We start from the raw sequence: 18278 nt of genomic DNA on the forward strand, positions 1-18278 counted from the left end.
GCCCCCTGAATACGCAGAACTAAACCTCGGCCGGGAAGGTCCACAATAGGGCCGGAGAGCACCATGTCCCAATACGACGCCCCCTTCGAAATCCACGTGCACGGCGAAGTACCGCTGCGCACGGGCGTGACGTACGCCCAGCTGCAGGAGGCGCTGAAACCCCTGTGGACCTACGCCGGCGCCAAGTCCCTGGCCGACGGCGCCGAAAGCGCCTACGAGGAAGAGCCCGGCATCAAGTTCGACGCCCAGGAACGCCTCCTGAGCATGTGCTGGACGGTGGCCGGCGACCTGGACTTCCGCCAGCAGCTCGACGAGATGTGCATGAGCCTCAACGACCTGGCGGAAGAGGGCGCGGCCATCGAGGTCACCTTCTACGACGCCGAGTTCGACGAGGAGGAGGCCGAGCCGGAGGAGGAGTCGCGCGACGACTTCCTCATGCTGTTCGTCGGCCCCACGCCGGCGGCGATCATGCAGGTGCAGCGCGACCTGCTGGTGCAGGACGTGGTGAACCTGATGGAGCGCCACTTCGACACCTCCGAGCTCGATGGCGTGGTGGGCGAGATCGACAAGCTGTTCTCCCGGCGTTTCGACGCGCTGGTGAGCTCGCTGGAACTGGGCAAGCCGCCGCGCGGCAGCGGCGGCGGTTCCTCGGGCGGGCACGGCGGTGGCCGGCGGCCGCGGCACCTGCACTGATCTTCCCGGGCGGGGGTGACGACGTTCCCGTCGTCTACCATCCCGCCCCATGCCCCTGTTCTCCCAGGACGCCCTGAACCCCGGCGTGCGCAAGCGCGAGGTGTTCGGCTGGGCGATGTACGACTTCGCCAACTCCGGCTACACCACGGTCGTCATCACCGCCGTCTTCGCCGCCTACTTCGTGGGCGGCATCGCCCAGAAGGCGGAGTGGGCCACCTTCGCGTGGACGCTCGCGCTCAGCATCTCCTACTTCATCGTGATGCTCACGATGCCGAGCCTCGGGGCCTACGCGGACCTGCGCGGCGCGAAGAAGCGCATCCTCGCGCTGGTCACCCTCGGCTGCGTGGTGAGCACCGCGGCGCTCGCGCTCGCGCGGCCCGGGGGCGTGGCGCTGGCGATGACGCTGATCGTCGTCTCCAACGTCTTCTACAGCTACGGCGAATCGCTCACTGCCGCCTTCCTGCCGGAGCTGGCGCGGCCGGATGCGCTGGGCAAGGTGAGCGGCTGGGGCTGGGGCTTCGGCTACTTCGGCGGGATGCTGGCGCTGGGCATCTGCCTGGGCTACGTGCTGTGGGCCCAGGGGCGCGGCATCCCCGCCGCGGAGTTCGTGCCGGTCACCATGCTGGTCACGGCGGCGATCTACGGCCTGGCTTCCACCGTCACCTTCCGCCTGCTCACCGAGCGCGCCCGGCCCGACCCGGACGCGCTGCGCGAAGGCGGCCTCGCCGCCTCGCTGCACCAGTTGCGCCGCACCTTCGCCGAGGCGCGTCGCTACGTCGACTTCATGTGGCTGCTGGCCTGCGCCGTGTTCTACCAGGGCGGCGTCGCTGTCGCGATCGCGCTGGCCGCGATCTACGCCGAGAGCGTGGTCGGCTTCCAGCAACAGGAGACGATGGTGCTGATCTTCGTGCTGAACCTCGCGGCCGCCGCCGGCGCCTTCGCCTGGGGCTACCTGCAGGACCGCATCGGCCACAAGATCGCGCTGGGCAGCACGCTGGCCGGCTGGATCGCCACCTGCGTGATCGCCGCGCTCTCCACCACCAAGGGCCAGTTCTGGTGGGCCGCGGCCATCGCGGGCCTGTGCATGGGATCGAGCCAGTCGGCGGGCCGCGCGCTGGCCGGTATGTTCGCGCCGCCGCGCCAGCTGGCCGAGTTCTACGGCCTGTGGACCTTCGCGATCCGCCTTGCCAGCATCGTCGGCCCCCTCAGCTACGGCGCGATCACCTGGGCCACGCGCGGCAACCAGCGCCTGGCGATCATGAGCACCGCGGTGCTCTTCGTCGTCGGACTCGCGCTGCTGCTCAAGGTGGACGTGGCGCGCGGCCGCGCCGCCGCGCTCGCCCAATGAGAAAGGGGCACCGGCCTTGCGGTCGGTGCCCCGGTGGCGCCGGCATTCCGGCAGCCCCTGCCATGACGGGGTCATGGCACTTGCGCCAGTCGGCGCTTTACTTCACGAGGATCGTCCCGTTCGCGGAGCCTCCCAGCACCGGCTCGCTGGAGTAGATCCGCACGCGGGACGGCGTCCGCTGCCACGCGCCCGTGCTGGTCGGATCCTGCGCGGTGCCCGCGGCGATGATCTTGTCCAGCGACCAGCCGCCGGCGGCGTCGACGATGGCGGTGCCGATCAGGCACTCGCCGGTGGCGATGAGGCCGCTGCAGGTGATGCCGCTGCGCGTCTTGCCGTCGCCGTAGACGATGGTCAAGGTCTGGCCTGCGCGCACGGTGTCCGTCCCGTTGATCCTCCACCGCAGGGCGGCCGGCGTGAACTGGGTCTGGACGGGCGTGATCGTCTCGGCGGCGAGCACCGTCACCGAGCCGGTGGCCGTGTTCGGCGACACCACGCCGGCCGCGTCCTTCACCTGGTACACGATGTTGTACGTGCCCGCGGTCGTCGGCGTGAAGCTCACGACGCCGTTCACCGGCGTGGGCCGCGTGCCGAGTTGCGTGGGCCAGCTGATGATCACCGCGTCCTTCAGGTCCGCCGGGCCGTCCGGATCGGTGCTGTTCGCCAGCAGGTTGAGGGTGGCGGGCTTGGTCACCACGCCGCCGCCGCTGGTGTTGCCAGCCGAGGGCGTGTCGTTCACCGGGGTGATGGTGATGGTCAGGAGCCCCTGGTTGGAGACCTTGCCGTCCACCGTCACGGTGTAGCTGATCGAGTCGGTGCCGTTGGCGTTCGGGTTCGGCACGTAGGAGATGATGCCGTCGGACGTGATGTTCGCCAGGCCCAGGCGCGGCGCCTGCGCGCTCACCGTGGCCGTGCCGAGGCCTTGCCGCACGAAGTTGCGCAGCGTCATCGCCGTTCCGTTCACGGTGATGGTGTCGTTGCCGAGCAGGTCGACCGCGAGGTCCATGCCCGCGCCGCACATGCTGGCGGCCGCCTGCGAGCAGTCCTCGAACACCGTGGCCGTCTCGTTCACGGCCACGGGCGTGCCGATCACGGGCGGCGTGTTGCCGCCGCCGCCGCCACCACCGCCGCCCCCCGTGCCGGTGGCCATGCCGCGGGCCGTCTCGGTCTCGTGGGTCGCCAGGCCGCCCTTGGAGGAGGCCACCTGCACCGTTGCCGGGGAGGCCATGAGGCCGGTCACGGTGGCGGCGTCCAGGGCGAGGTCGAGGCCGGTACCCGGGGCCGTGGCGAGCGCCCGGCCGGGAGTCCCGGGCGCGGCGGGCCCGAAGCCGATCAGGGTCAGCTTCGCCGTCGGGTCGCTCGAGATCGCGCTGACGGACAGCGTGCCGTTGCCCGGACCGTCGTAGTCGGCTGCGTTGATGCGGACGGTGTCGGTCACGCGTTGCAGGTAGTAGGCCGGCACGGTCTGGCCGTTCGCGTCACGCGCCGCGGAGTCCATGAGGCAGACATGGCTGGGCGCCGCCCCGGTGGCGGTGGGCTGGTTCTGGCCCCAGAAGGTGCTCCCGCTCTGCGCCATCGTCCTGGAGGTGCCCGTCGGGGCGCCGAAGAACTGCGGCGCATTGACGACGGTGAGCCCGGTCTCCGGGTTCACGATCAGCGAATTCGCGCAGGGCTGGTCGAAGTACGACAGCACCGGCATCACGGGCGGCAGCTGCGGCTGCGCCGGCAGGCGCGCCTGCGTGGTCGGCGAGGCGGTGGCGAAGACGTCCAGGTCGGTCATGTTGCCGACGCCGTCGGCCTTGTACGACGCGCGGGTCGGCGTGACCTTGCCGGGCAGGGTGCCGGTCAGCAGGCGGCCCGCCACGGTGAAGTTGCTCTCGCCCTCCATCGTGTAGAACACCGCGCCGTCGCCGGGCGTGCGCACTTCGATGCGGAAGGTGTTGTGGTTGCGCGAAGCGGTGGTGCCGTTCGTCTCGAAGGCCGTGAAATTCGGCAGCGGGCTGCCCGTGACGGGGCCGACGCGGCCGGGGTCGGCCAGGTACTTCCTGCCGGTCTGCGGGTCGGCCGTCGCGCCGCCCAGCGCCAGGAGGGCGTCGTAGTAGGGGTCGGTGCCGGGAGGCGCCGACTTCAGCTCGGGCATAGCCGGCACTTCGTTGCCGCCCGGGAAGGGCGAGGGCAGCAGGTACGGGCCGATCGGCGTCTTCAGCGTGCACTCGAAGGTGTTGACGCAGCCCAGGCCGATGTCGAGCGTGTCGGAGATCTTGCCGCCGACCGTCATGTTCGGATAGGTCTTGTCCGAATACGGGGTGATCACGCGGTAGTCGCCGTCGAAGGGCAGGTTGGGGATCACCACGCGCAGGCGGCCGAAGGTGACCTGGTCGCCTTCCGCCGGGAAGTTGTTGGCGAACGCCGCCTCCATCGCGAGCACCAGCTTGGCCCGCATTCCCGTGCCGGCGTCGCGCATGTCGTTGACGGCCGCGTAGTAGAAGTGCTCGGGGCCGTAGTTCAGCGGGAAGTTCTCCGGCAGCACGCCGTCGAGGACCGTGCACCAGCCGCCGTTCAGTTCGGAGGCGTTCAGCGGGTCGCAGAACTCCAGCGTGATGCCGGTCTTGTCCTGGAACCACGACGGGAAGCCGCCGACGGTGGGCGCCTTGCTGATCGGCCCCATGCGTTCGAGCACGGCGTGGGCGGGGCTGGCGGCGAGTGCGAGCAGCACAGCCGCAGACAGCAGGCTGCGTTTGGGTGAAACCATGAGTCCCTCTCTCCTCGTAACGTGAATGCCGGACCGGTCGGGATCCCCCAGGCCCCGTGCTCGGGCCCTGCTGGCGAACTTGTATGCCGGTGTATCAAACGTTACGCAAAGAGTGGACCACCCGCAGGTGCCACCTTCGAGGCACCTTCGTGCTGGCGCGCGGGTGAAATTCCCCCACCATTGGGGGAACGAACGTGCCGTTCCCCACCAGTGTTGGGGAGACGGACGTGGGGAAGGGTCGCGGAGCCCTGGCTCAGGCGGCCAGCCGCAGGCCGCCCGGAGAGCCGGCGGTGTCCAGGCCCAGCCAGCGGGCCGCGGCAGACTGCAGGACTTCGGGCGCGCCGCTGGTGCGCCATTCGACCCGGCCGCTGCCGTCGGGGCTCAGCAGGCCCCGGTCGGACAGGAGTCGCCGGGTCTGGCGCGCCACCGGCTGGCCGGTCTCCACCAGCTGGATGGAGGGACCCAGCAGTTCGCGGAAGACCTCTTCCGCGAACGGGTAGTGCGTGCACCCCAGCACCACCGTGTCGATCTCGCCGCGCTCGCTGCCGAAGCAGCAGACTTCCACCGTGTAGCGGCGGCACAGCTCGCGGATGCGGGCCTCGTCGCCGGCTTCCACGGCGGCGGCCAGCCCGTCGCAGGGCACCAGCACGAAATCGGCCTGGTGGCGCAGCGAGGTGAGCAGCGCCTGGAACTTGGCGGAGGAGAGGGTGCCGCGGGTGGCGAGCACGGCGACCCGGCCGGTCCGCGTCAGCGCCGAGGCGGGCTTCAGGGCCGGCTCGACGCCGATCACCGGCAGCTGGGTATGGCGCGCGCGCAGGAGGTGGACGGCCGCGGCCGTCGCCGTGTTGCAGGCGACGACCAGGCCCTTGATCCGGTGCTGCTCCAGCAGGTCCACGGCGATGGCCAGGGAGCGGTTCGACACGAAGGCCTCGCCTTTCTCGCCGTAGGGCGCGTGGCCCGCGTCGGAGAAATAGACGAAATCCTCGTGGGGCAGTTCGGCGCGCAGGGCCCGCAGGATGCTGAGCCCGCCCACGCCGCTGTCGAATACCCCGATCGGGCAGTCACGGTCCATCCCCGTAACTCTACGGGGTGGAACGCGACGGCGCTTGTGAGACAGCTTCAGGCGGCGGCGACAGGAATCTTCTTGAATTCGCCCGACGCGATCCGCTTGGACCACTCGGCCGGACCCGTGGTGTGGACGCTGGTGCCGTTGGCGTCCACCGCCACCGTCACCGGCATGTCGACCACCTCGAATTCGTAGATGGCTTCCATGCCCAGGTCGCCGAAGCCCAGCACCTTCGACTTCCTGATCGCCTTGGACACCAGGTAGGCGGCGCCGCCCACGGCCATGAGGTAGGCCGCCTTGTGCTTGCGGATCGACTCGATCGCCTCCGGGCCGCGCTCGGACTTGCCGATCATGCCGATCAGGCCGGTCTGCGCCAGCATCATGTCGGTGAACTTGTCCATGCGGGTGGACGTCGTCGGGCCGGCGGGGCCCACCACCTCGTCGCGCACCGGGTCGACCGGGCCGACGTAGTAGATGACGCGGTTGGCGAAATCGACCGGCAGCTGCTCGCCCTTGGCCAGCATGTCCTGGATGCGCTTGTGGGCGGCGTCGCGGCCCGTGAGCATCTTGCCGTTCAGCAGCAGGGTGTCCCCCGCCTTCCAGGTGGCGATCTCTTCCTTGCTCAGCGTGTCGAGGTTGACGCGCCTGCTCTTCTTCGTGTCGGCTTCCCAGGCCACCTGCGGCCACAGGTCCAGGCTCGGCGGCTCGATGTAGGCCGGGCCCGAGCCATCGAGCTCGAAGTGCGCGTGGCGGGTGGCGGCGCAGTTCGGGATCATCGCGACCGGCTTGCCGGCGGCGTGGCAGGGGAACATCTTGATCTTGATGTCCAGCACGGTGGTCAGGCCGCCCAGGCCCTGCGCGCCGATGCCCAGCGCGTTGACCTTCTCGTACAGCTCCAGCCGCATCTCCTCGAGCTTCGACAGCTTCTCGCCGCGCGAGGACTTCGCCTGCAGCTCGTACATGTCGATGTCTTCCATCAGGGCTTCCTTGGCCAGCAGCACCGCCTTTTCGGCCGTGCCGCCGACGCCGATGCCCAGCATGCCAGGCGGGCACCAGCCTGCGCCCATCGTGGGCACGGTCTTCAGCACCCAGTCGACGATGGAGTCGCTCGGGTTGAGCATCACCATCTTGCTCTTGTTCTCGCTGCCGCCGCCCTTGGCCGCCACGGTGACTTCCACCTTGTTGCCCGGGACCAGTTCGACGTTCACCACTGCGGGCGTGTTGTCCTTGGTGTTCTTGCGCTCGAACTGCGGGTCGGCGACCACGGAGGCGCGCAGGGTGTTCTCCGGGTGCAGGTAGCCGCGGCGCACGCCCTCGTTGACGGCCTCCTCCAGGCTGCCGCCGAAGCCTTCCAGCCGGCAGTCCATGCCGATCTTGAGGAAGACGTTGACGATGCCGGTGTCCTGGCAGATCGGGCGGTGGCCGGTCGCACTCATCTTGCTGTTGGTCAGGATCTGCGCAATCGCATCCTTGGCCGCGGGGCTCTGCTCGCGCTCGTAGGCGCGGGCGAGGTGGGCGATGTAGTCGGCCGGGTGGTAGTAGCTGATGTACTGCAGCGCGGCAGCGACGGATTCGATGAGGTCGGCTGCCTTGATGGTCGTCGTCATGGCTGGGGGAGGGTGTGCAGGAGGGGAGATCCGGGATTATCCCACCCCGGCTGAGCACCTCCTTACACCCCGCCATGACCGCGTGATCAGGCCGTGACGCCGTGGCCTCCCGTCAGCAGGCCGATCGCCGCGCCGACCAGCCGCGCGACGAAGCCGGCGCAGCCTGGAAGAAGCGGGCCGGGAATAAAAAAAGGGGGCCCGACTGCGCCCCCCGTCCATGTCGCCGGCGCTCGGCCGGCTCCTCACCCCTCGATTCAGAAATTCGCCGGCAGCGTTGCCACGCAGGCGTCCGCCTTGCGTGCGCAGAAGGCCGCGACCCCCTTGCCGCCGAGGATGCTGCCCGGATCGAAGCCTTGCAGCGCGGGCTGGGCCTCCTCCGTCCTGGTCACCTCGGGATCGTTGGTGGCCAGCACGAGATAGTTCTCGGCGACCGCCTGGGCGCCGTCGCGGCCGTAGATGCAGTTGTCGTCCTGCATGTAGCCGGGATGCACGCTGCCATCGGACTTGTCCACGGCCGCGCACACCAGCAGGCGCTGGCCGTCCGCCGCGCCGCCGCCGATCACGGAATTCTGCGGGTAGCCCATCGCATGGCCGGGCACCCACCGGTACACGGCCTCCGTGTCGGCCGCCTCGACCAGCATCTCGAAGTTCGCGTAGCCTTGTTCCTTGCCGCCGGCCGCGACGCGGCACTCGCCGCCGCGGTCGCCGCCCGTCCAGAATTTGCCCGGCACCACGACGCCGGAGCCCAGGTCCACCCGGCACACGTGCAGGGGCAGGGCATCGCTGCCACCCGCCACCACCAGGGTCCCGCGCCCATCCTTGGCCACCCAGTCCAGGCCCTCGGCGCCCGCCAGGGCCGGCGCGAGCATGACGAGCACTGCTGCCAGGGCGTGTCCCATCGATTGCATAGCTGCCTCCAGTGAAGATATGAAGTTCGTCGAATCCGCGCCGGCCGCCCCCGGGGGAGCGGGCCGGCGCTTTGGCGTCAGTGCTGGTAGGGCGACAGCTCCAGGAACGGGGTGATCGGCGTCGTCCGTCCCTCCGAGCCCACCGCGTCCAGGCACATCATGTCGTCCACCGCGTTCAGGCCGGTCGGCGAGGTCAGCGAGCTCTGCACGTGGCCGTTGGCGACGCAGACCGACGGGTGATCGAAGGGCGCACGTTCCATGCGCACCCGGTCGTCCGTGAGCGACAGCAGGAAGCTCACCACGTCGATCTTCTCCTGCTCGGTCAGGCCGAGCTGGATGATTGCCGGCGACAGTTGCTTGATGTTGTCGACGCCGAAGTCGCCGCCGCGGTCGTAGTGGTCGATCACCTGCATCAGCGTGGCCTTGCCGCCGTTGTGGAAGTACGGGCCGGTCAGTTCCACGTTGCGCAGGCTCGGCGCCTTGAACGAGCCGGCCATGTTCACCTCCGCGGCGCTCTTCGGGATCAGGTACTTCCAGGTCTCGAAGTTGTTGCCCAGCTGCGCGCCGGCGGCGTCCTTGTCGAGCGCCTCGGTCATGAACAGGCTTTCCGACAGCGGCTTGCCGAACGGGTCGCGGCCGCCGATGCCCAGGTCCTCGTGCGTCGGGCGGACGCCGATGTTGTAGAAGCCGCTGTCGTAGGTGACCGGGCGGCCGTCGCGCATGTCCATCCGCTCCAGCCGCACCGCCGTGACGTTGCGGAAGGAGGCGCCGGTGAACTCCGCGCCGACGTGGCAGGCCTGGCACAGGCCCTTGTTCATGAAGATGTCGAAGCCGCGCTTCTCGCTGTCGGTCATGACGGTGGTGTCGCCGGCCGCCCACTGGTCGAAGCGGGAGTCGTCGGAAACCAGCGTCTGCTCGTACATCTGGATCGCCAGACCGAAGAACAGCGCGAAGTTCGCTTCCATCTGGCCCGTGGTCATCTTCAGCTTCTTCGGCTTCTTGAGCTTCTTCTTCAGGTCCATCGAGGCCAGCTTCTTGGCATCGGCGTCGGTCACGTCCACCGTCGGCCACATCCAGTACGCGGGGTTGAACGCCTTGGCCACGAGGTCGCGGTACAGGGGCCGTGCGTTCGCCGTGGCGTACGCGCCCAGCACGCCGTCGGTCGCCGAGATCGCCTGGTCCGTCAGGATCTGCGTGCCCAGGATCTTCTTGCCCAGGTGAGCGAACGTGCGGTTGGAGCAGCTCATCTCGACTTCCGACAGCGGCGGGCCGGAGGCCTGCGAGGCCAGCGCCGAGGAGGGCAGCTTGACCATCACCTGGCGCATGGCGCCGTTGTCGATCTTCCAGACCAGCGCGTTGGGGTTGCGCGTGCCGAAGGGGTCGCCGCCGTTGAACTGGTTGTTCGCGCGGCCGTCCCAGAACAGGCGGAAGTTGAAGGCGGCGTTGATCACCGAGGGCGCGTTGCGGGCCGGCACCTGGCGGGTGTTGACGGCGCCGTAGTGGAACACCGGATCCAGCTCGTAGGTGCAGGTCTCCGTCATCGTGCCGTTGCCCTTCTTCGTGTCGGGGGTGATGTCACCGAAGGTGGCGTTGAGCACGCCCTGCGACGAGATCACGTCGTTCACGTCGAAGCGGTTGGCCGGGTTGTTGCCGGTGGTGCCGGCGCGGAACTTCGTCAGCGGGAAGTCCGACACGTTGAAGTTGTAGTTCGGCCCCATCAGCTGGAACGTGTTGTCCGGATCCGCCGAGGCCAGGTCCTTGGTCATGCGCAGGAGGCCGGGGCTGACCTGGTTCTTCATGCGCTTGTCGGCGCCGGCGCTGAAGTGGCAGCTCGCGCAGGCCGTCTTGTTGTCGCTGCCGACGCGGGTGTCCCAGAACAGCGCCTTGCCCAGGGCGATGGCGGCCTGCTTGTCGACCACGAACTCGGCGAGCTCGGCGTCCGTGGGCTTCGGCACCGGCACGGTCTTCAGCGACATCTGGGGCAGCGGAATGGCCGGTTCGCGCACCTCGGGCCGGATGATGGCGCCGAAGGTCTCGATGTTGGCGGGCGGCGACACCGGGTTCAGCGCCGTGCCCAGGCCGGTGCGGAAGGTCGGCAGGCCGACGGAGGGCGTGTAGGTCACACCGTCCCAGGTGGGCATCGGCGTGGGCATCAGCTGGAACTGGCCCGGGCGCTCGATGTCCCAGCGCAGCAGCATGGCGTTGTCCTCGTGCTGCGTGTTGTGGCAGTGCTCCACGTAGGTGCCGGCGAATTCGCGGAAGTGGATGGCCAGTTCGACGCTGGACGTGCTGTCCTGCTCCGGCCCGATGCGGTACACGTCCTTGCGCGCCCACTTCTCCCACTCGGGCGGTTCCTTGCCGCCGCGCTTGATGATGATGCCTTCCTCGAAGTGCACGTGCACGGGGTGGCCCCAGCCGCCGCCGGTCGTGATGGTCCACACTTCCAGCGTGCCGTCGCCGCTGTAGCCGGCGTCGGTCGGGCCGTTGGCCAGCTGCGGGGCGGCGGAGATGCGGCGCGGGTCGGCGTTGAAGCCGGCACCGCCGTCGGTCTTGATGGTCCACGGCGCCAGGTCGGTGCCGTTGGAGCGGCCGAAGTGGAACTCGCGGTGGCGGGCGTTGGCCAGCTTCAGCTGGTCGGCCGGGTTGTTGCGATCCAGCCAGAGCGGGATCATCTTCTTGCCGGCGGCCTTGCCGGGCTTGGCCGGCTCGTACTCGGACGGGTCCATGCTCAGGTCGGTGCCGGTGTAGGCCTGCACGCGCAGCTCCAGCACCTTGCCGACGGCGGGGTCGCCCTTGTCCCAGCGCTGCTTGCCGTCGGTGCCGGTGGTCACGACCGCCTGGTACTCGCCGGAGAGCACTTCGCCCAGCGGCACGTCGCGCTTGCTCTCGATGCCGGTCTGGTGCTCCTTGATGTTGACGAAGTACACCTTGTCGCCCGGCTGGATGCCGTTCCTGGCGAAGTCGACGACGATGTCGTAGCGCTCGGCGATGGCCTGCGTGGGCAGGATGGCGTTGTGGTCGTTGAGGTCGCCGTCGCGGTCCAGGTCCAGGGTGCCGTCGAAGGGAACGGCGTACTCCAGGATGTTGCCGTCGTTGGCGACCATGTGGAAGGGCACGCGGCTGTACGACACGTTGGAGCCGGCGGGGCCGGGCAGCGCGCAGGTGGTCGCACCGGCGCACTCCTTCACCAGGGCCCACGTGAAGTAGCGCGACACGGAGCCGTTCAGCATGCGGAAGCGGTAGCGGCGCGCCCGCACGTCGAGGTAGGGCGCGTACTGCCAGTTCACCAGCACCCGGTCACCCAGGAAGCCGTCGGTGTTGAAGGGGTTGAACCACAGCTGGCCGGTCTGGTCCCAGGCCTTGTCGCCGATCACCAGGTTGACGTCGTAGTCGCGGTTGCCCCAGGGCATGGCGGAGCCGGAAGGCAGGCGCAGGTTCACGCCGTCGTTCAGTGCTTCGTTGCCGCGGTCCAGGCCCGAGTAGTAGTTCATCATCACGGCGTTGCCCTTGTAGACGTTCTGGGCCGTGAAATCGAGCATGTGGTCGTGGAACCAGTGCGTGGACATCGTCTCGCGCCAGTCGCCGCGGATGTTGATCTTGCCGTTCTGGCAGGTCTTCACGCCCGGGGTCGTGTCGTTCACCCACAGCGTCTCGCCGGGCGAGCACGGGAACGCCGCCTTCGGGTCGGAGGCGTTGGTGTTGATGCTGTCGTAGCCGGCGAGCTGCAGCGGCCAGCGGTAGTCGTAGAACTGGCCGGGGAAGAAGAAGGCGTTGGCGAAGCCGTCGCTTTCCGCCGGGTTGTGGCCGTTGTGCTCGTGGGTCGTGATGGTGTGCAGACCGAAGCCGCGGTTGGCGGCGGGGTCGACCGGCAGCGCGTTGTAGTGGCGCATGAGGATCGGCTGGCCGTAGCGCGCCATCAGCAGCTTCGGAGGCAGCGTGCCATCGAAGGTCCACAGGCTCTTGTGGTCCTGCACCGGCATGTTCGGGTGGATCTTGATCGCGATCCCCCTGGTCGTGCCGTCGAAGCCGGCCAGGCCGGTGGTGTTGTGGTACAGGCCGCCGGGGCCGAACTCGCCGTACTTGTACTGGTGCAGCTGCTTCGAGTCGCGGAAGCCGCCGTTGACGCGGGCACCAGCCTGCGCCGTCTTGTAGTAGGACTGCGGGTAGAACTCGTTCCAGCGCTGGTGGGCCCAGCCCTCTCCCGGCGGACGGCCTTCGGCCGGCGGGGTGTCGAGGGCGCGCCCGAGGAAGCCTTCGACGACCGACTGCCACGGGTTGAGGGCCGTGGTGTTGGACTCGCGCTTCGGGAAGGGGAAGATGCCCGGCTGCTTGAGGAAGCCCTCCAGCGCCGTGCCGGCGGGGCCGCTGCTCGCGACGTCCGCCGGGTCCTGTTCCGGCCCCGGGCCGGTGGTGGGCAGCGGCAGGGGCAGCGTGCCGGCTTCGGCGTTCGGGTCCAGCTTCTCGGGACCGAACTCCTCGAACATCAGCATCTTCTGCGTCCAGGGCTGGGCGCCGAACATGGGGCTGGGGTAGCCGTTGGTCGGGTAGTTGAACGAGCTCTGGAGCGAAGGCGGCAGCACGTTGCCGGCGCGCTGCTCCACCTTGCCGCTGTGCTCGCCGTTCGGCAGTTCGAACGCGCCGAGGTTGGCTTCGGGCAGCGTGTACAGGGATCGCAGCGCGGCATCGGCGTCCGGCGGCGGGTCGCGGTAGAACGATGGATCATCGGGCGGGGGCGGCCCGAAATAATCCAGGGCGCCCGCCTGTGTGGCGAGCGCCCCGGCAACCCCAAGACTCAACGCGGAAATCCTGAAAACCTTCAGGGCCCGTTGCAGGTGGCTCCTCTTCATCGTCCTCGCTCCTATTTGCAACGAAACGTGCACGGTGCGTGCCAACCTCGCGATTCGTGTCAGTTGGTAAAAAGTGCCGGTCTGACGGCACCAAAGGGCCGTTTAGTCGGCACCTTCCCCCGGGGTTGGGTAGGGCGAATCCCCATGCGTGGGGAAAATGACCCGGGGGTCGGGCGGGAACCCGGCGGCTGGGAAGGGAGGGGGCAGGAGCTCAGGCCTGCGGGGCAGGCCTCAAGGGGAAACCCGGAGGAAGCGAGCGGTGCCTACCGGCAGTGATAGATGCGGACCACCGGTTCGCCCTTGGAGCTGACGGCGAAGGCGTCGATGCAGCCGCTGTCCGGGTCGGTGCCGTAGACGACGGCGAAGCTCGGGGGCATGCCGCCGCCGGGGATGTTCATGACCATCTGGGGCTTGCCGTAGGCGGCCAGCAGTTCCGTCAGCGGCCTGTTCTGCCAGTCCCGGTTCATCTGGGTTTCGCGTTCGGCGCGCGCCGCGGTGCTGGCGCCGCCGAAGTTGGGATGCTGCTCGAGCGGAATGCGCCGCACGTCGACGTCGGCGCAGCCGCCCAGGCACAGCAGGAGCGCGAGGCTCCACGTGCCGCGCGCGGCTGCCTGCCCGGGCCCGCTCGACCCGGCTGATTGCATCGCTTTTTCCACAGCTCCACCCCTGTCGGCATGGATTCAAGCACAGGATGTCGACCGCCGGCTGACGTCCCTAACGAAAGTGATGGCCTATGCGGATGTGTTGACGCGAGTCAGCATCCCGCGAAGCCCACGCGCTACGCAAAGCTGCTACGGTGGCCCCATGGCCACCCGCATCGAACACGACACCTTCGGGCCCATCGCGGTCCCGGCCGAGCGCCTGTGGGGCGCCCAGACGCAGCGCTCGCTGCAGAACTTCGACATCTCGGGCGAGCGCCAGCCCCGGGAGATCATCCGGGCCCTGGCCCGGATCAAGCGATCGTCGGCGGTCGTGAACCACCTGCTCGGGCTGCTGGACCAGCAGAAGGCGGCCGCCATCGTCGCCGCCGCCGACGAAGTGCTGCAGGGCCGGCACGACGAGGAATTCCCGCTGGTGGTCTGGCAGACCGGCTCGGGCACCCAGACCAACATGAACGTCAACGAGGTGCTGGCCAACCGCGCCAGCGAGCTGCTGGGGGGCAGCCGGGGCGAGGGCCGCAAGGTGCACCCGAACGACGACGTGAACAAGAGCCAGTCGTCCAACGACGTCTATCCCACCGCCATGCACCTGGCGGCGGTGGACGCCCTCCGGAACAAGCTGCTGCCCTCGCTGGCCGCCCTGAAGGGCACGCTGGCCGGCAAGTCCCGGGAGTTCCAGGGGATCGTGAAGATCGGCCGCACCCACCTGCAGGATGCGACCCCGCTGACGCTGGGGCAGGAGTTCTCGGGCTACGTCGCGCAGCTCGAACAGGCCGACCGGCACCTGCACGCCACGCTGCCGCATCTGTGCGAGCTCGCGCTGGGCGGCACCGCGGTGGGCACCGGGCTCAACGCGCCCGCGGGCTACGCCGAGAAGGTGGCCGAGGAACTGGCGCGCCTGACGGGGCTGCCGCTGGTCACGGCCCCCAACAAGTTCGAGGTGATGGCGGCGGCCGACGCGCTGGTGTTCGCGCACGGGGCGCTGAAGACCCTGGCGGCCAGCCTGATGAAGATCGCCAACGACATCCGCTGGCTCGCGAGCGGGCCACGCAGCGGCATCGGCGAGCTCCGCATCCCGGAGAACGAGCCGGGGTCGTCGATCATGCCCGGCAAGGTCAACCCCACGCAGAGCGAGGCCCTGACCATGGCGTGCTGCCAGGTCCTGGGCAACGACGTGGCGATCAACTTCGGCGGTGCCTCCGGCAACTTCGAGCTGAATGTCTTCCGGCCGATGATCGCGCACAACTTCCTGCACAGCGTGCGCCTGCTGGCCGACGGCATGCGCAGCTTCGACGAGCACTGCGCGAAGGGCATCGAGCCGGACCGCGCGCGGATCCGCGAACTGGTCGACCGCTCGCTGATGCTGGTGACCGCGCTGAATCCGCACATCGGCTACGACAAGGCGGCGCAGATCGCCAAGAAGGCGCACAAGGAAGGCACCAGCCTGCGCGAAGCGGCGATCGCTTTGGGGCACGTGACGGCGGAGCAGTTCGACGAGTGGGTGCGGCCGGAGAAGATGGTGTAGGCCTTTCCGTTGACTGTCGACGTTATGGCTTGAACTGTTGACACTTTGGGAAACGGTCTCCAAGATGGAATTCCAGCGGCCCGCGTGAAGCCGCAGCAAGGAGACCTGCATGTCAGTGAAGCCCGCCGTCGCCGCCCTGGCGATCGCGGCCGCACTCGTCCCGGGTGTGGCCTCGGCCCAAGCTCCCGCCCCCTACGACGCGACGCCGCAGCTGGTGGCGGCCGCGCAGAAGGAGGGCAAGGTCGTGTGGTATTCGGCCACCGACGTCCAGGTCGCGGAGAAGCTCGCGCGTGCCTTCGAGGCGAAGTACCCCGGCATCAAGGTGCAGGTCGAGCGTTCCGGCGCCGAGCGCATCTTCCAGCGCATCAACCAGGAGTACGGCAGCAAGATCTACAACGCCGACGTCGTCGAGACCTCCGACGCCGTGCACTTCCTGCATTTCAAGAAGCAGGGCTGGCTGCAGCCGGCGGTGCCCGCCGACGTGGCGAAGTTCTGGCCGAAGGAGTACCGGGACGCGGACGGCCAGTACGCGGCCTACCGCGCCCACCTTTCCGTCATCGCCTACAACACGAAGCTGGTGCCCAAAGAGCAGGCGCCGAAGTCGCATGCCGACCTGCTGGACCCGAAGTGGTCCGGCAAGATGGTGAAGGCGCACCCCGGCTACAGCGGCACCATCATGACCGGCACCCAGGCGCTCAGCCAGTCGCCCCTGGGCTGGGGCTACTTCGAGCAGCTGGGCAAGCAGAAGGTCATGCAGGTCCAGTCGTCCACCGAGCCGCCCAAGAAGCTGGCGGCCGGCGAGCGCCCCGTGATGGCGGACGGCAACGAGTACAACGTGTTCCTGTTGAAGGAGAGCGGCGTGCCCATCGAGCCCGTGTACGCGCCCGAAGGCACCCCGCTCGTGGTCGGCAACGGCGCCATCCTGAAGAACGCGGCCAACCCGAACGCGGCGAAGCTGTTCTACCACTTCATGTTCACGCGCGAGGCGCAGCAGCTCAATAGCGACGTCGGCGGCCTGCGCTCCTTCCATCCCGAGGTGAAGGAGAAGGCCGGGCGCGTGCCGCTGTCGCAGATCAAGCTGCTGAACTCGGACCCGGCCAGGCTGGACCCCGAGACGATCAAGAAGAAGTACGAAGAGTATTTCGGAACCTGAAGCGATGTCGGTCGCGCTGCCGGACGCACCGGTCTCGATCGCCCGGCCCCCCATCCGCATCGACCTCCTGCGGCCCGCCTTCTACGCGCTGGCCGCGCTGCTGGTCGTGCTGGTGGTGCTGCCACTGGCCTGGCTGGCCTACTACAGCGTCACGAAGGACGGCCAGTTCACGCTGGCCAACTTCGCCACGCTGGTCACCGACAACACGCTGCGCAAGCCCTTCGGCATCGCCGTCGGCATGGCGCTGGGCGTCGGCGCGCTGTCCTGCGCCGTCGCCACCCCGCTGGCCTGGCTGGTGGCGCGGACCGACCTGCCCGGGCGGCGGATCGTGCGCGCGCTGATCACGGCCTCGTTCGTCACGCCACCCTTCCTGGGCGCGATCGCCTGGGAGATCCTGGCCGCGCCCAACAGCGGGCTGCTCAATGTGTTCTGGCGCCAGCTCACGGGGGCGCAGCCCTACGACGCCCTGGTCAACATCTACAGCTTCGGCGGCCTGGTGTTCGCGATCGCCTGCTACACCTTCCCCTACGTGTTCACGCTGGTGGCCAACGGGCTGGACCGCGTGCCTTCCGACCTCGAGGACGCGTCCTCCATCCTCGGCGCCCGCGGCTGGACCACGCTGCGCAAGGTGACGCTGCCGCTGGTGCTGCCGGCCATGCTGGCGGGCTCGCTGATCGCGATCCTGCAGGCCCTGACCATGTTCGGCTCGCCGGCCATCCTGGCGCTGCCGGCCGGCTTCCACGTGATCACGACCAAGATCTGGAGCCTGTTCCAGTTCCCGCCCAAGCCGGGGCTGGCCGCGGCCGCCTCGCTTCCGCTGCTGCTGATCACGGTGCTGCTGCTGCAGGGCAAGAGCTGGATCCTGGGCCGCAAGGGCTACACGGTGCTGGGCGGCAAGAGCGGCGAGCCGCGGGTGACGCGCCTGCGCGGCTGGACGCCGCTGGCGCTGGCTTTCGCTTTCCTGGTGCTGTCCCTCACGGTGCTGCTGCCGTATGCGGCCCTCGCGAAAGCGGCGCTCACCAGGAACGGCGTCGACGGCCTCACGCTGCACCACTTCCACTTCGTGTTCTTCGAGTTCTCGGCCACCCGGCTGGCGATGTGGAACACCTTCCTGCTCGGGTTCTCCACCGCCACCCTGGGCACCGGCATCGCGCTGCTGACGGCCTACATGGTCTCGCGCAACCCGGTGCGCGGCGCGCACTGGCTCGGCATGCTGGCCACCGCGCCGGTCGCCATCCCCGGCATCGTGCTGGGGGTCGGCCTGTTCCTGACCTACTCGCATCCGCAGCTGATGCTGTACGGAACGCTGTGGATCCTGCTGATCGCCTTCCTGACCATCGAGATGCCGGCCGGCTACCAGCAGATGGCGGCGGCCTTCCAGGGCATCCACCCGGAACTGGAGGAGGCGAGCCGCATCTTGGGCGCGAGCCGCCTGAAGACGCTGCGCCTGATCACGGCGCCGCTGCTGCGCACCAGCGTGATCGCGACCTGGTGCTTCGTCTTCATCGGCACGATCCGCGAGCTGTCGGCCACGATCCTGCTCACCACGGCCAACACCAAGCTGGTGTCCGTGATCATCTACGACCTGAACGAAAGCGGCGACATGGGCGCGATCTCCGTGCTGGGGATCATGCTGCTGCTCGTCTCCTTCGCCGTGGTCATCCTCGCCAACCGCCTGCCCCTGCTGGGCGGCCCGCGCCTGCCGGCGCTGCGCTGAACGAAG

At 68.9% G+C, this 18278-nt stretch carries 11 protein-coding genes; 5 read left to right on the forward strand and 6 right to left on the reverse strand.

Going from position 1 to position 18278, the window contains the following annotated elements; all coding sequences use genetic code 11:
• The first annotated feature begins 63 nt into the window (after nucleotides 1-63).
• Nucleotides 64-693 carry a DUF6806 family protein gene (locus tag JJ685_RS27590; protein ID WP_201677593.1) on the forward strand — a complete coding sequence of 210 codons (630 nt, stop codon included), beginning with the start codon at nucleotides 64-66 and terminating at the stop codon, nucleotides 691-693.
• A 49-nt stretch (nucleotides 694-742) separates the two neighbouring features.
• Nucleotides 743-2041: an MFS transporter gene (locus JJ685_RS27595; RefSeq protein WP_201677594.1), complete on the forward strand. Its 1299-nt coding sequence runs from the start codon at nucleotides 743-745 to the stop codon at nucleotides 2039-2041.
• 97 nt (nucleotides 2042-2138) lie between these two features.
• On the opposite strand, the gene JJ685_RS27600 is transcribed toward JJ685_RS27595, so the two are convergent.
• The 6 genes from JJ685_RS27600 to JJ685_RS27625 all read right to left on the reverse strand — a co-directional run bounded on the left by JJ685_RS27600 (nucleotide 2139) and on the right by JJ685_RS27625 (nucleotide 13862).
• Complete coding sequence (locus JJ685_RS27600; RefSeq protein ID WP_201677595.1) at nucleotides 2139-4790, reverse strand: Ig-like domain-containing protein; 2652 nt, start codon at nucleotides 4788-4790, stop codon at nucleotides 2139-2141.
• A gap of 253 nt (nucleotides 4791-5043) precedes the next feature.
• Entirely contained in the window at nucleotides 5044-5862 is an 819-nt protein-coding gene (gene murI, locus JJ685_RS27605; protein ID WP_201677596.1) for a glutamate racemase, read from the reverse strand.
• 47 nt (nucleotides 5863-5909) lie between these two features.
• Nucleotides 5910-7463 carry a fumarate hydratase gene (locus JJ685_RS27610; protein ID WP_201677597.1) on the reverse strand — a complete coding sequence of 518 codons (1554 nt, stop codon included), beginning with the start codon at nucleotides 7461-7463 and terminating at the stop codon, nucleotides 5910-5912.
• A gap of 254 nt (nucleotides 7464-7717) precedes the next feature.
• Nucleotides 7718-8371 carry a DM9 repeat-containing protein gene (locus tag JJ685_RS27615; protein ID WP_201677598.1) on the reverse strand — a complete coding sequence of 218 codons (654 nt, stop codon included), beginning with the start codon at nucleotides 8369-8371 and terminating at the stop codon, nucleotides 7718-7720.
• Between the two features lie 77 nt (nucleotides 8372-8448).
• Nucleotides 8449-13167: a cytochrome c peroxidase gene (locus JJ685_RS27620; RefSeq protein WP_236599330.1), complete on the reverse strand. Its 4719-nt coding sequence runs from the start codon at nucleotides 13165-13167 to the stop codon at nucleotides 8449-8451.
• 314 nt (nucleotides 13168-13481) lie between these two features.
• On the reverse strand, nucleotides 13482-13862 hold the full coding sequence (locus tag JJ685_RS27625; RefSeq protein WP_201677600.1) for a hypothetical protein: 381 nt from the start codon (nucleotides 13860-13862) through the stop codon (nucleotides 13482-13484).
• 160 nt (nucleotides 13863-14022) lie between these two features.
• Between JJ685_RS27625 and fumC the strand changes: the two genes are divergently transcribed.
• The 3 genes from fumC to JJ685_RS27640 all read left to right on the forward strand — a co-directional run bounded on the left by fumC (nucleotide 14023) and on the right by JJ685_RS27640 (nucleotide 18272).
• Entirely contained in the window at nucleotides 14023-15402 is a 1380-nt protein-coding gene (fumC, locus tag JJ685_RS27630) for a class II fumarate hydratase (protein ID WP_201677601.1), read from the forward strand.
• A gap of 109 nt (nucleotides 15403-15511) precedes the next feature.
• Nucleotides 15512-16555 carry an ABC transporter substrate-binding protein gene (locus JJ685_RS27635; RefSeq protein ID WP_201677602.1) on the forward strand — a complete coding sequence of 348 codons (1044 nt, stop codon included), beginning with the start codon at nucleotides 15512-15514 and terminating at the stop codon, nucleotides 16553-16555.
• Between the two features lie 4 nt (nucleotides 16556-16559).
• On the forward strand, nucleotides 16560-18272 hold the full coding sequence (locus JJ685_RS27640; RefSeq protein ID WP_201677603.1) for an ABC transporter permease: 1713 nt from the start codon (nucleotides 16560-16562) through the stop codon (nucleotides 18270-18272).
• The last annotated feature ends 6 nt before the right edge of the window (nucleotides 18273-18278 follow it).

Source organism: Ramlibacter monticola (genome assembly GCF_016722785.1).
Taxonomy (GTDB): Bacteria; Pseudomonadota; Gammaproteobacteria; order Burkholderiales; family Burkholderiaceae_C; genus Ramlibacter; species Ramlibacter monticola.

Excerpts from the sequence above, each read along its gene's own strand:
- JJ685_RS27590 (WP_201677593.1), top strand. The coding sequence starts at position 64 with ATGTCCCAATACGACGCCCCCTTCGAAATCCACGTGCACGGCGAAGTA.
- JJ685_RS27595 (WP_201677594.1), top strand. The coding sequence starts at position 743 with ATGCCCCTGTTCTCCCAGGACGCCCTGAACCCCGGCGTGCGCAAGCGC.
- JJ685_RS27600 (WP_201677595.1), bottom strand. The coding sequence starts at position 4,790 with ATGGTTTCACCCAAACGCAGCCTGCTGTCTGCGGCTGTGCTGCTCGCA.
- murI (WP_201677596.1), bottom strand. The coding sequence starts at position 5,862 with ATGGACCGTGACTGCCCGATCGGGGTATTCGACAGCGGCGTGGGCGGG.
- JJ685_RS27610 (WP_201677597.1), bottom strand. The coding sequence starts at position 7,463 with ATGACGACGACCATCAAGGCAGCCGACCTCATCGAATCCGTCGCTGCC.
- JJ685_RS27615 (WP_201677598.1), bottom strand. The coding sequence starts at position 8,371 with ATGCAATCGATGGGACACGCCCTGGCAGCAGTGCTCGTCATGCTCGCG.
- JJ685_RS27625 (WP_201677600.1), bottom strand. The coding sequence starts at position 13,862 with ATGCAATCAGCCGGGTCGAGCGGGCCCGGGCAGGCAGCCGCGCGCGGC.
- fumC (WP_201677601.1), top strand. The coding sequence starts at position 14,023 with ATGGCCACCCGCATCGAACACGACACCTTCGGGCCCATCGCGGTCCCG.
- JJ685_RS27635 (WP_201677602.1), top strand. The coding sequence starts at position 15,512 with ATGTCAGTGAAGCCCGCCGTCGCCGCCCTGGCGATCGCGGCCGCACTC.
- JJ685_RS27640 (WP_201677603.1), top strand. The coding sequence starts at position 16,560 with ATGTCGGTCGCGCTGCCGGACGCACCGGTCTCGATCGCCCGGCCCCCC.